Annotated in this window: 12 protein-coding genes; 8 read left to right on the top strand and 4 right to left on the bottom strand. The window is 70.2% G+C overall.

The window, feature by feature from the left end; translation table 11 throughout:
- Positions 1 to 58 precede the first annotated feature (58 nt).
- From AB0J16_RS16230 to AB0J16_RS16205, 6 genes are read left to right on the top strand one after another with little or no spacing between them, the layout of a single operon-like run.
- The gene (locus AB0J16_RS16230) at positions 59 to 1,153 is read left to right on the top strand and encodes a sugar ABC transporter substrate-binding protein (RefSeq protein WP_358539465.1); all 1,095 of its coding nucleotides are present in this window, start codon (positions 59 to 61) and stop codon (positions 1,151 to 1,153) included.
- Complete coding sequence (locus tag AB0J16_RS16225; protein ID WP_357950274.1) at positions 1,153 to 1,872, top strand: ATP-binding cassette domain-containing protein; 720 nt, start codon at positions 1,153 to 1,155, stop codon at positions 1,870 to 1,872. Before AB0J16_RS16230 ends, AB0J16_RS16225 begins: the two co-directional genes overlap by 1 nt.
- Complete coding sequence (locus AB0J16_RS16220) at positions 1,869 to 3,053, top strand: sugar ABC transporter permease (protein WP_358539462.1); 1,185 nt, start codon at positions 1,869 to 1,871, stop codon at positions 3,051 to 3,053. Before AB0J16_RS16225 ends, AB0J16_RS16220 begins: the two co-directional genes overlap by 4 nt.
- Positions 3,050 to 3,925: an ROK family protein gene (locus AB0J16_RS16215; RefSeq protein ID WP_358539459.1), complete on the top strand. Its 876-nt coding sequence runs from the start codon at positions 3,050 to 3,052 to the stop codon at positions 3,923 to 3,925. The genes AB0J16_RS16220 and AB0J16_RS16215 overlap by 4 nt, the downstream gene beginning before the upstream one ends.
- 29 nt (positions 3,926 to 3,954) lie before the next feature.
- Complete coding sequence (locus AB0J16_RS16210) at positions 3,955 to 4,644, top strand: class I SAM-dependent methyltransferase (RefSeq protein WP_358539454.1); 690 nt, start codon at positions 3,955 to 3,957, stop codon at positions 4,642 to 4,644.
- Positions 4,641 to 4,763, top strand: a complete 123-nt coding sequence (locus AB0J16_RS16205; protein WP_358539451.1) for a hypothetical protein — start codon at positions 4,641 to 4,643, stop codon at positions 4,761 to 4,763. The genes AB0J16_RS16210 and AB0J16_RS16205 overlap by 4 nt, the downstream gene beginning before the upstream one ends.
- Before the next feature lie 545 nt (positions 4,764 to 5,308).
- Here AB0J16_RS16205 and serA read toward each other — a convergent pair.
- On the bottom strand, positions 5,309 to 6,898 hold the full coding sequence (serA, locus tag AB0J16_RS16200) for a phosphoglycerate dehydrogenase (RefSeq protein ID WP_357950263.1): 1,590 nt from the start codon (positions 6,896 to 6,898) through the stop codon (positions 5,309 to 5,311).
- 241 nt (positions 6,899 to 7,139) lie between these two features.
- Here serA and AB0J16_RS16195 point away from each other — a divergent pair, with 241 nt between their 5' ends.
- Complete coding sequence (locus AB0J16_RS16195; protein ID WP_358428958.1) at positions 7,140 to 7,994, top strand: hypothetical protein; 855 nt, start codon at positions 7,140 to 7,142, stop codon at positions 7,992 to 7,994.
- Positions 7,995 to 8,054: 60 nt separating this feature from the next.
- Here AB0J16_RS16195 and AB0J16_RS16190 read toward each other — a convergent pair whose 3' ends face one another.
- The 3 genes from AB0J16_RS16190 to AB0J16_RS16180 are packed head-to-tail and all read right to left on the bottom strand — an operon-like array spanning position 8,055 to position 11,799.
- A complete protein-coding gene (locus AB0J16_RS16190; RefSeq protein WP_358539449.1) occupies positions 8,055 to 10,613 on the bottom strand; it encodes an FtsX-like permease family protein in 2,559 nt (852 codons plus the stop codon).
- Positions 10,610 to 11,290: an ABC transporter ATP-binding protein gene (locus AB0J16_RS16185; protein ID WP_357950254.1), complete on the bottom strand. Its 681-nt coding sequence runs from the start codon at positions 11,288 to 11,290 to the stop codon at positions 10,610 to 10,612. The genes AB0J16_RS16190 and AB0J16_RS16185 overlap by 4 nt, the downstream gene beginning before the upstream one ends.
- Positions 11,287 to 11,799: a PadR family transcriptional regulator gene (locus AB0J16_RS16180; RefSeq protein ID WP_358539446.1), complete on the bottom strand. Its 513-nt coding sequence runs from the start codon at positions 11,797 to 11,799 to the stop codon at positions 11,287 to 11,289. Before AB0J16_RS16180 ends, AB0J16_RS16185 begins: the two co-directional genes overlap by 4 nt.
- 88 nt (positions 11,800 to 11,887) lie before the next feature.
- Here AB0J16_RS16180 and AB0J16_RS16175 point away from each other — a divergent pair, with 88 nt between their 5' ends.
- Positions 11,888 to 12,436: a DUF1707 and FHA domain-containing protein gene (locus tag AB0J16_RS16175; RefSeq protein ID WP_358539444.1), complete on the top strand. Its 549-nt coding sequence runs from the start codon at positions 11,888 to 11,890 to the stop codon at positions 12,434 to 12,436.
- Positions 12,437 to 12,440: the final 4 nt, after the last annotated feature.

The following is a 12,440-nucleotide window of genomic DNA, read 5'->3' as shown; positions in this document are numbered from 1 at the left end:
TAGCTTTCTTACCAACCAACGAACAGCCGGGCGGGCCCACTCGAGAGGACGATGTGCGATGGACCGAGCATGGCGACTGATTCCGGCCGCGGCGCTCTTGCTGACCGCCGCCGCCTGCGGAAACTCCGCCGGCACCGGCGGCAGCACGGCGAGCGCGAGCGCCGGGGTGGCATCCAAGACGATCGCCCTCTTCCTGCCCGAGTCCAAGACCACGCGCTATGAAGCGTTCGACCGCCCGCTGTTCGAGGCGAAGGTGAAGTCGCTCTGCGCCGACTGCAAGATCCTCTACAGCAACGCCGAGCAGGACGCGGCCAAGCAGCAGCAACAGGTCGAGGCGGCCCTCACCCAGGGCGCGAACGTCCTGGTGCTGGACGCCGTCGACGCCAACGCGGTGGCACCGCTGGTCAACCAGGCCAAGCAGAAGAAGATCCCGGTGATCGCCTACGACCGGCTGATCTCCGGCATCGACTACGCGTACTACGTCTCGTTCAACAACGTCCGGGTCGGCGAGATGCAGGGCCAGGCCCTGCTCGACGCGATGAACGCCAAGGGCACGACGGCCAAGGGACAGATCGTGGAGATCCACGGCGCCCCGACCGACCCCAGCTCGGCCGACTACAAGAAGGGCGCCAAGAGCGTCCTGGACGGCAAGGTCAAGGTCGGCAGGGAGTTCGACACGCCCGACTGGAGTCCCGACAAGGCCCAGCAGCAGATGGAGCAGGCGATCACCGCCATCGGCCGGGACAACATCGTGGGCGTGCTGTCGGCCAACGACGGCATGGCGGGCGGCGCCATCGCGGCCATGAAGCGCGCGGGCTACAAGCAGCTGCCGCCGATCACCGGGCAGGACGCCGAGCTGGCCGCCGTGCAGCGCATCCTCACCGGCGAGCAGTACATGACCATATATCTGGACATCAGGGCTGAGGCGGAGAAGTCCGCCGAGCTGGCCGTGGCCGTGGCCAAGGGCGAGCAGCCCGCCGCGACCAGCAAGGTCAACAACGGCACCGTGGACATCCCCGCCTTCCTCCTCGACCCCATCGCCGTCACCGCGGACAAGGTCAAGGACACGATCGTGAAGGACAAGTTCTACACGGCCGACCAGATCTGCACCGCCGAGGTCAAGGCGGCCTGCGCGAAGGCGGGCATCCAGTAGTGCTCTCCGCGACAGGCATCTCCAAGCGCTACGGCGCGGTCCAGGCCCTCGACGGCGCGAGCCTCCACCTGCGTCCCGGCGAGGTCACCGCCCTCATGGGCGACAACGGCGCGGGCAAGTCCACGCTGGTCAAGGCCATCTCGGGGGTGGTCGTCCCGGACGAGGGCACGATCACGCTCGACGGCACGCCGGTCAAGATCGCCAACCCGCACGACGCGCAGGCGCTCGGCGTCTCGACCGTCTACCAGGACCTCGCGCTCTGCGAGAACCTGGACGTGGTGGCCAACCTGTTCCTCGGTACGGAACGCCGCCGCTGGTCGCTGCTGCGTCACATCGCGATGGAACGCGCCACCCGCGACCTGCTTCAGCAACTTGACGTACGTATCAGGGACATCAGGGTGCCTGTCGCCATGCTGTCAGGCGGTCAGCGCCAGTCCGTGGCGATCGCCAGGGCACTGATCGGCGAGCCACGCCTGGTCATCCTGGACGAGCCCACCGCCGCGCTGGGCGTGGAGCAGACCGCCCAGGTGCTCGCGCTGATCGGCCGGCTGCGCGATCGCGGGCTCGCGGTCCTGGTCATCTCGCACAACCTGGCCGACGTCCGGGAGGTGAGCGACCGCGTGGTGGTGCTGCGTCTGGGACGCAACGCCGGCGACTTCGGTACGGCAGACACCACGCAGGAGGAGATCGTGGCCGCGATCACGGGGGCAGGGCGATGACCGACACGCTGGCGCGCAAGCCTTACACGCCGAAGGTCGCCGTCGAGCGGCTGAGACAGGGCGACGTCGGCGCGTGGCCGGTCGTCGGCGGGCTGGTGGCGATCGCGATCGTCTTCAGCGCGCTCAACGACCGCTTCCTCGCGCCGGAGAACCTCACGAACCTGGCCCTCCAGATGGCCGCGACCGGCACGATCTCGCTAGGCATCATCATGGTGCTGCTGCTCGGCGAGATCGACCTGTCGGCCGGCTCGGTCAGCGGCCTGTGCGCGACGATCATGACCATCATGCACGTCAAGCAGGGCTGGAACCCGCTGGCGGCCATCTTGGTCGCCCTCGCGGCGGGGGCGGGGATCGGGCTGATCCACGGGCTGATGTTCACCAAACTGCGGATGCCGTCGTTCGTGGTCACGCTGGCCGGGCTGATGGGCTGGCTCGGGCTGCTGCTCTTCCTGCTGCGGCAGGGCGGCACGATCAACCTGCCGTTCACCGGGTTCATCTCGAAGCTGAGCGACACCTGGTTGCCGTCCTGGCTGTCGTGGCTGCTGGTGGCGGCTCTGGTGCTCGTCTCGGGCGGCGCGGCGCTGCTCACCCGGCGTCTCAGGCTGGCCGCCGGGCTGCCCGTCACCCCGCTGTGGTGGCTGCTGGTCAGAACGGGCGGCCTGGCCGTCCTGCTCGCGGCGGGCGTGGTCATCATGTCGGCCGACCGGGGCGTGCCGCTGCTGCTCATCATCTTCGGCGCGCTGGTGGTGGTGTTCGATCTCGTGCTCAGGCATACCGCGTTCGGCAGGCATGTGTACGCCGTGGGGGGCAACGCGGAGGCGGCCAGGCGGGCCGGGATCAACGTGACGCGCATCAGGATCCTGGCGTTCATGCTGGCCTCCACGCTGGCGGCGGCCGGGGGCATCCTGGCGGCCAGCCGGCTGTCGGCGGTCAACCAGCAGTCGGGCGGCAGCGACATCCTGCTCATGGCGATCGCCGCGGCGGTCATCGGGGGCACCTCGCTGTTCGGCGGGCGGGGGCGGGCCTATGACGCGCTGCTCGGGGTGCTGGTGATCCAGTCGATCACCAGCGGCATGTACCTGCTCAGCGTCGACTCCTCCGTACGTTTCATGGTGACGGCCGCGGTGCTGGCCCTGGCCGTGGCGATCGACTCGCTGGCCCGCCGGGGAGCCGCCCAGTGAGCCGCGTGCTGGGCATCGATGTGGGCGGCACGAAAGTCGCCGTCGGCGTGTCCAGCTCCGACGGGCCGGAGATCGTCGAGCGGATCCGGCTCGACACCGGCGCCGGCACCCTGGAACGGGCCCTGGCGGCGGCCCGGGACCTGGACGGCGCGCCGGCCGCCGTGGGCTTCTCGACCTGCGGCGTCATCCGCGACGGCCGGATCTGGCTGGCCCCCAACGTGCCCGGCTGGGAGGGGCTGGAGCTGCCCAGGCTGCTGCGCGAGGAGTACGGCGCGATCCCGGTGGCGATCGACAACGACGTGAAGGCGGCCGCGGCGGCCGAGCTGCGCTGGGGAGCGTTGCGCGGCGTGTCGGCGGGCGTCTACCTGAACCTGGGCACCGGGCTGGCGGCGGCGCTGGTGGTGAACGGCCAGGTGGTGTCCGGGGCGCACGGCGCGGCCGGCGAGATCGGCTACTTGCAGGCCGTTCCGGGAGAGCCCGCCTTCGCCGACGGGCACGTTCCCCTGGAGGAGCGGGTCTCGGGCGGCGCGCTCGCGGCCCGGGGCACGGCCCTGCTGGGCCGCGAGACCACGGCGGCCGACCTGTTCGCCCTGTCCGCCTCGGCCCCCGGCTCGGCGGTCGCGGAGCTGGTGGACGAGGCGCTCGGGCTGCTGGCCATGAACGCGGCGAACCTGTGCGCGACCTTCGACCCCGAGTGCCTGGTGGTCGGTGGCGGCATGATGGGCGCGGCCGACCTGATCATGCCACGCCTGACAGCCGAGCTGCGGCGGGCCGTACCCTTCCCGCCCGAGGTACGCCCGGCGCGGTTCGCCGACGACGCCCCGCTGCTCGGCGCGCTGGCCCTCGCCCATGCCGCTTCACAGTCTTCATAAGTTCGTGAAACGGGTGTAGCTTCGACGGCATGGCTCCTGAAAAGGTGCGGCTGACCGCCGAGAAGGCCACGCTCCTCGCCACCCTGTACGGCAGGGCACTGGACGCCCGCTCACCGCGTCCCATACTCGACGACCGCCTGGCGGCCGCGACCGTCGAGCGCATCGACCACGACTTCAGCGACACCGGCATGGACCAGCGCATGGCCGGCTCGGTCGCGATCCGGGCCCGCTTTCTGGACGGCTGGGCCAGGGAGTTCCTCGCCCGGCACGCCGAGGCGACCGTGCTGCATCTGGGCTGCGGTCTCGACACGCGGGCCCACCGCCTGGACCCGCCGCCGAGCATCGACTGGTACGACGTGGACTATCCAGACGTCATCGACCTACGGCGACGGCTGTATCCGGAGGAGCACCGGACGATCGGCACCTCGGTCACCGACCTCGGCTGGCTGGACCAGGTGCCCGCGGGCAAGCCGGTGCTGGTCATCGCCGAGGGCCTGTTCTACTACCTCGACCCGGCGGAGGGCCGCGCGCTGGTCAGGGCGATCGTCGACCGTTTCCCAGCGGCCAGTTCGTCTTCGACGCGCTCAGCCCCTTCGGGCTGCGTCTGCAGAAGCTCAACAAACCGGTCAGGAAGGCCGAGGCCACGATGCACTGGGGCATGGACGGCCCGGCCGACCTGCTGTCGATCAGTCCGAAGCTACGCCTGGTCACCGCGATGAGCGCCTTCGACCTGCCCGGCTACGGCAGCCTGTCGGCGTCGCACCGGATCTCGGTCGGGCTCGCCAAGGTCGTGCCCGGATTCAGGAGGATGGCGGCCTTCTACCGGCTGGAGTTCTGAGGGCAACCGGCCAGAGTGGTGAGGGCTTCCGGCCGGACTTCTGAGAGCAACCGGCCGGAGTTCTGCGGGCTTCCGGCCGGAATTGGCGGTTAGCGGCCGGTGTTCTGCGGGGCGCCGCCGTTGTCCCTGCGGTCCAGGGCGGTCTGCAGGGCCTCGGTCGCCTCATCAGCGGTCTCGTCGGTGGAGTTCCAGGCATACATCTCGTACATGTGTGTCTCATCTCATTTCGCGGGGCGTCGTGTGCTGTGCGGTCGGACTCCGGTCACGAATCCGACCGGGCCTGAGCTCGTAGGGTCCGGATCGCGGACCGGACGATGGGGCTTACCGGTCGACGCAACGCCGCACACCACGGCGGGTCGTCGACCTGCCCTAACAGGCCCCGCCGCGGCAGGTAATAAGTACGAGAACCTGGCGCATCATCCGAAAGAATACCTGGCGGTAGTTTGGCTGTCTCGTTGGACGTCCTACTATCTCGCATCCTGAGACAGAAAAACGGCTGCCGCGGACGCGACAGCCGTTGATCCTGGAACGCTCTGAAGAAGGGGTCAGTCCTCCAGGTCAACCGAGCGGCCGCTCTCGGCGCCGATCTCGGTGCCGATCTGCTCGACCACGTCGGCCGGGATGGCGGAGTCGACCGTCAGCGCGATCAGCGCCTTGCCACCCTTGGCGTCACGGGCCACCTGCATCGAGGCGATGTTGACGCCGTGCTCACCGAGCAGGCGGCCGACGACGCCGACGATGCCGGGCCGGTCGGTGTAGGTGAAGAACGACAGGTGCGCGGTCGGCTCGATCTCCATCTCGTAGCCGTTGACCTCGACGATCTTCGTGATCTGGCGCGGGCCCGACAGCGTGCCCGAGACCGAGACGCGGCGGCCGTCGGCGAGCACGCCGCGCACGGTGACCACGTTGCGCCAGTCGGGGCTGTCGGAGCTGGTCACCAGATTGACGGAGATCCCGCGGTCCTTGGCGAGGAGCGGCGCGTTCACGTACGTGACCGAGTCCTCGACCACGTCGGCGAAGATGCCCTTGAGCGCGGCCAGCTCGATCACCCGGACGTCCTGCGAGGCGATCTCGCCGCGCACCTCGACGTCGAGCTTCGTGGCGACCTCGCCCGCCAGCGCGGTGAAGACGCGGCCCAGCTTCTCGGCCAGCGGCAGGCCCGGCTTGACGTCCTCGGCGACCGCGCCGCCCTGGACGTTGACCGCGTCGGGCACGAACTCGCCGGCGAGGGCGAGCTTGACACTCCGCGCGACCTGGGTGCCGGCCTTCTCCTGGGCCTCGTGCGTGGAGGCGCCCAGGTGCGGCGTGACAACGACCTGGTCGAGCTCGAACAGCGGGCTGTCGGTGCAGGGCTCCTTGGAGAACACGTCGATGCCCGCCCCGGCGACACGGCCCTCCTTGATCGCCGAGTAGAGCGCGGCCTCGTCGACGATGCCGCCGCGGGCCACGTTGACGATCCGCACCGACGGCTTGACCTCGTGCAGCTCCTTGTCACCGATCAGCCCGAGCGTCTCCTTGGACTTGGGCAGGTGCACGGTGATGAAGTCGGCCTGCTTGATGACCTCTTCGAGGCTGACCAGCTTGACGCCCATCTGGTCGGCGCGGGCCGGCGGCAGGTAGGGGTCGTAGGCGATCAGCTCGACGCCGAACGGCTGCAGGCGCTGGGCCACGAGCTGACCGATCTTGCCCAGGCCGAGGATGCCGACGACCTTCTCGTCGAGCTCGACACCGGTGTACTTGGACCGCTTCCACTCGCCGTTCTTCAGCGCGGCGTGCGCCTGGGCCGTGTTGCGGGCGCTGGCCAGGATGAGCGCGACGGTCTGCTCGGCGGCGCTGGTGATGTTGGAGGTCGGGGCGTTGACCACCATCACACCGGCCTTGGTGGCCGCCTCGACGTCGACGTTGTCGAGCCCGACGCCGGCCCGTGCGACCACACGCAGCTTCGGCGCCGCGGCGATGGCCTCGGCGTCGACCTGCGTGGCGGAGCGGACGATGAGCGCGTCCACGTCGGCGAGCGCGGGCAGCAGCTGCGAGCGGTCGGCGCCGTCGGTGTGGCGGACCTCGAAATCGTTGGCGAGTACGGCGAGGCCTGCCTCGGACAGCTCCTCTGCGACCAGTACGACGGGCTTGCTCATGGAAGTGGATCCTTAGGGGCAGCTGGGCGGGCATTGAGGGACACGTCTCCGGGACCCTCGGATCGCCTCCGAGTCTATCCGCGCTTGTGAATGTGTTCACGAGTGACCCAGGATCTGAGACGGCTGGCGCCATACCCCGTGTCCCGCAAACTCATCCAGACTGCTCCCATCTTTGTCTTGATCGGGGGATTTCTTGGCTATTAGCCTGATAAGCCGTGACCGACTACCTATGGTTCGTCATATGAGCATCGGGAATCCTGCGCTTGCCGACGTGCTCGCCCAGCATGGCAATCCACATCGCCTGCTGGCGGCGCTCGCTGATGGTGGGGTTCTGGTGGCAGTGCGACCAGACCGATCAGTCGTCCTGGGTACGACCCAGGCCGGCGACAGAGTGCTGCTCGGATACACGGGCGCGGCTACGTACGCCCGGCACCGCGGCAGTCACTCCCTCTCCGCCTGCGATCCGGACACGATCCTCGACATCCAGCGCGTCACGGGTGTGCGGGAGATCGTGATCGACGCGGCGGGGCCCGCAGCGGCGGCCGTGCCCATCGACGACCTCCAGCGCTTCCTCGCTTCCACGCGATCGGGGCCTCATCCAGTGCTGTCGGGCGCCGTCCCCGCCGCGTACGCGACGGGCGCGATGGCCACGGTGTCACGGGGAGCCGCGCTCGCCCAGGTGGCGCCGCCCTCGCCGGACGCGCCCGCGCTGCCGTGGATACCGGCGCCGCGACCGCACCTGTCGGGGCCCATGCAGCAGGTCGACCCCGGTTACCGGCGGTGCACGCACCCGATCCTGCCCGCCCTGCGGCGGGCCATCGGGAACCTGCTCATGGACTACCCGCTCGTGCACCACGTCTGGATCTCCGAGGCGCGCACCGCCTCGGGGGCGCCGGGGATCATGCTGCACGTGAAGGTGCACATGTCGGCCGCCGAGGACGTGGTCCGCGACCTGCACCGAGGGGCCCGCGCCCGGTTGCCGCAGTTCGCGGCGAGCGGGGCGCCCATCCTGATGGCCCGGGTGGCGGACTCGCGCAGTGAACGCCGGATGATCGAGATCGGCGCGCACGTGGTCTGCGCCGACGTGATCGACTAACCATGCTCGTGACCGGGGCCCGCATCGAGCGGACCGCGGTCACGAGCACGCGCGTACGCCTTACGTCAGGCGGCGAGCCAGCTCCAGCCGCGTCCCGGCGAACGCCCAGGCCACCAGCGCCGCCAGCAGCGGCAGTCCCACCACGAACGCGAGGAGGAACAGCCAGGGGATGGAGATCGTCGTGGGCCCGGGAGTGAACCAACTCGCCCCCTGGACCCCGTTGTGGCGGCTCATCGGCCACGACAGCGCGATTCCACCCACGACCCCGGCCACGACGCCGACCAGCGCGCCCAGCCCGGCGATGTAACCCGCCTGACCAGCCACCACCAGCCGCCGGACACGCGGCGGGGCGCCGACCGCCGACATGGTGTTCAGGTCGTGGCGCATGTCGGCCGCGGCGAGCCCGGTGGCCGCGAACGTGCCGCCGAGCACCAGCACCATGGCGGCGCCCAGCAGGATCCAGAACACCTGCGTGAACGAGCCTTCCCTGGGACTCTCGACGTAGAGGTCGGCCTCGTTCCCGACCACCGAGAGGTACTGTCTCAGGCGGGCCTGATCCGTCGGCTGGTACATGGCGTACAGCCGCCGCTCCTTCACCTGCGCTCCGATGGTCCGCAGCACCTCCGGTGGAACGACCCCGCCACTGACTCGCGGATCGGCGGCGCTCGCCAGCACGGCGGGAACCTGCTTGCGGCCGATCTTGCCATCCTCCCCGTAGGACTTCAGGGTGGCCAGGCCGTCCTTGATCAGCGCCGGATCGAACACCACGATCTTGCCCGCGGCCAGGGCCGCGGCGGCCTGCGGGTCCCGACGTCCCTGGATGAAGGCGAGCAATCGCGCGTCACCGACCGGAAGCTCACCTCCGTAAGAGGACTCCCCGCACCGCCCATCGCAGCGCCGGTCGAGGTCGATCCACGCCCGACGGCCCTGGGAGTCCACCGGACTCAGGGCCGGAAGCAGCTGGATCTTCGGCAGCTCGCGCTCGACCGCCGCCCGCACCCTGGCCCAGCCGCTGTCGTCCAGCTTGACGGCTTCGATCTTGATGCTGCCCGTCGGGGCGTAGGGATGGTAGGCGGCGTCGTAGGCCGCGTCGGAGCTGGCGAGCCCGGTGCCGAACGCGACCGCCGCCGTGGTGGCCGCCATGACGGCGGCCATCGCGGAGGCCGTACGGGACCGGTGGCGCGAGGCGTCGCGGACCGACAGGCGCAGCGGGAGCGGCAGCCGGGCGGCGAACCGGCTCGTCCGGCGCACCAGCCACGGCATCAACGCGACCAGCCCCAGCACGACCAGCCCCAAGGCCGCGACGAGCGGCAACTCCTGGCCGCGCGTACTCAGCCTGACCAGGGCCAGCCAGAGGAGGACCAGTCCGGCCACCACCAGCAGCAGACCGAGCACCGGACGACCCGCACGGTCGCGGAGCTCGCCTTCACGGCCCGCCAGCACCTGGGCAGGGCTCTGCCGCGCGGCCTGAAAGGCGGGCACCAGAGCGGCGATCAGCCCGCTCACCACGCCCAGCGCGGCTACGCCCGCGACACTCGCCCACGGCACCTCACGCGGGCCGAGCGAACCGAGCAGCCCCTCGGCCAACGGCACCGTCGCCAAGGCGCCTCCGACGCCGATGACCGTCCCGGCCAGCGCCGCCGCGCCGCCGAGCACCAGCCCGTCGGCGAGCACGATGGCCCGCAGGTGCGCCCCCGAACCGCCCTGTGCCGCGATCACGGCCAGTTCCCGCCGGCGGCGCCGCAGTCCCACGGCGAACGCGGGTCCGGCCAGCAGGACCGTCTCCATGACGATGAAGACGACGGCGAGCGCGATCGCGATCAGCTGGTCTCTGTCCAGGGCACCTTGGGGGGCATCGGCGGGCGGATCCTCGATGACGGCTCTCGACTGGACCAGCAGCCCTTGGGCGTTCAGCGCCTCCACCCGCGACCAACCGAACGGCGTGGCGGTGTCGGCGAGCCAGCCGGTGCCGTTGCCGTTGTTCTTGTCCGCCAGGAGCGCACCTTGGAGTCCGACGAACTCCCGCACACCCGGCCAGTTCGGAAACTCGATCACGCCGACCACGCGCACCCGCTTGTTCGCCCGGATCACATTGACGGTGTCGCCGACCTTGACTCCCTGCTCCACGACCGCGGGTGTCACCACGACCTCGCCGGAAGCGGCCGGGAGCCTGCCCTCCGTCAGGCGCCGCATCCCCCGCGTCATCGGGTCCCGCAGGTCCACCTCACTGGCGTCCCCCCACTGATAGCCATCCTTGCCCACGAACACCACGGTGCCTTTGTCGTACGGGATGAGCCGGCCGTCGACCAGCGCGGCCACCCTTGCGGTCGTCCACGGCGGAGACTTGGGCGGCTCTCCGTCGCTAGACCAGCTCTTGCCCGAGACGTCCTGCTCGATCCGGCTCTGCCCCGCCGACGAGGTGGCGATCCGCGCGTCCGCGCTGCCCAGCTCGGCGGTCAGTCCCTCCCGCATGTCCACGTGGAGCGTGGCGTACCCCGTGAGCACGCCGGTGATGAGCAGCACCGGCAGGCCGATCATCACCATGATCAGCGCGGTCCGGCCCTTGAACCGCAGCGCGTCCCTGCGGGAGATCCGCAGCGCGGCGGTGAACGCGCTCATCGGGCGCTCTCCAGAGGTACGGCCGTCGAGTCGGCGATCTCCCCGTCGCGCAGGAACACCACGCGGTCGGCCCACCCGGCGTAGCGGGGCTCGTGGGTGACCAGCAGCACCGCCGCGCCCTCGTCGCAGCGCTCGCGCAGCAGCCGCAGGATCTCGTCGCCGCTCGCCGTGTCGAGCGCCCCCGTGGGCTCGTCGGCCAGCACCAGGCGCCGCTCACCGACCAGCGCCCTGGCGATCGCCACACGCTGCCGCTGCCCGCCGGACAGCTCCCCGGGGAAGCGGTCGGCGACATGGTCCACCCCCACCGAGGCCAGTACGGCCAGCGCCTCCTCGCGGGCCTGCCGCGAGCGGACGCCGTCGAGCTCCCTCGGCAGCATCACGTTCTCGGCGGCCGTGAGTGACGGGATCAGGTTCAGGTCCTGGAAGACGTACCCGACGCTGCCGCGCCGCAGCGCCGCCAGGTCCGTCACGCCGGCCAGGTCCGTGCCCTCGATCGTCACGCTGCCCGAGGTCGGCCGGTCGAGGCCGCCCGCTAAGTTGAGCAGGGTCGACTTGCCAGAGCCCGATGGGCCCATGACGGCGACCAGCTCGCCGCTGGAGACCTCGAGGCTCACCCCTTTGAGCGCGTGCACCTGACCGTGCACGCGCGTCACCTCGTCCAGTCTCAGCACAGTCATGTGTTCTTCTCCTTGAGTACGGCCTCGCAGTGGTCCAGCCAGCGCTGTTCCGCCTCGGCCTGAAAGATCAATGAATCGAGGACGAGCCGCTGCGCGAGCCCTTCGGTGTTCGCCCGTTTCGCCTTGGTCAGCTCCTGCAGCGCGCGCATGGTGGCGGTGCGCTGGGCCAGAATCACCGCTGACACGTCGACGTCCCCTGCGGCGACGGCCATGGCGAGTTTGATGACCAGTTCGTCCCGAGGCCGGTCGGTCTGGTCGACGGGGGTGCTGAACCATCGCTCCAGTTCGGCCCGACCGGCCTCGGTGACCGTGTAGACGGCCCTCCCCTGTTCGTCGGCCCCCCCGGGCTCGACGAGGCCGTCACGTTCCATCCGGGCGAGCGTCGTGTAGACCTGGCCGATATTGAGCGGCCAGGTCGCCCCTGTCGACGCCTCGAATTCCACCCGGAGCTGGTAGCCGTAACGCGGCCCCCTGCTCAGCAACGCGAGCAGTCCGTGTCTGATCGACATGGATACTGAGTATGCATACTGAGTATGCTCAACGCAACTGATTCGCATATTCTGGACAGGGAACGCCGTTCAGGCCGATACTCGGGGCATGAGCTCGACGCATCCACCGTTCCGCGCGTCCGACGGGGAACGCGATCGCGCGATCGACGAGCTCCGCGACCGCGCCGTCGAAGGCCGGATCTCCCACGACACCTTCGTCGGCCGGGTGGATCAGGCCCTGCGGGCGCGCAACCGCCACGAGCTCGACGAACTGGTCGCCGATCTGCCCCGCCGCCGGACGTTCCACCAGCGAGTGACCGACGCGGTGTCGAACGTCTCCGACTTCACCACCCGCCTCCAGGCGGCCTGGCGCCGGCCGCGCCTGCCCAGGCTGGCCCTGCCCGACGACCACCGCATCCGCTACGTGGTCGGTCGCGGGTCGGCCTGCGACCTGGTGCTGTCCGATCTGACGGTCTCGCGGGTGCACGCCGAGCTGCGGCGCGAGGACGACGGCGGATGGATGCTGGTCGACCTGGGCTCGCTCAACGGCACGCGGCTGAACGGCTGGCGGCTGGTGGGACCCGCCAAGATCAAGTCGGGCGACGAGGTCTCTTTCGGCGACTGCGGCTTCATGGTGAGCGCCGGCCAGCTCTCCTGAGTAC

This window comes from Nonomuraea sp. NPDC049750 (assembly GCF_040659625.1).
Lineage (GTDB): Bacteria > Actinomycetota > Actinomycetes > Streptosporangiales > Streptosporangiaceae > Nonomuraea.
This window is presented reverse-complemented; position numbering and strand designations above follow the sequence as displayed.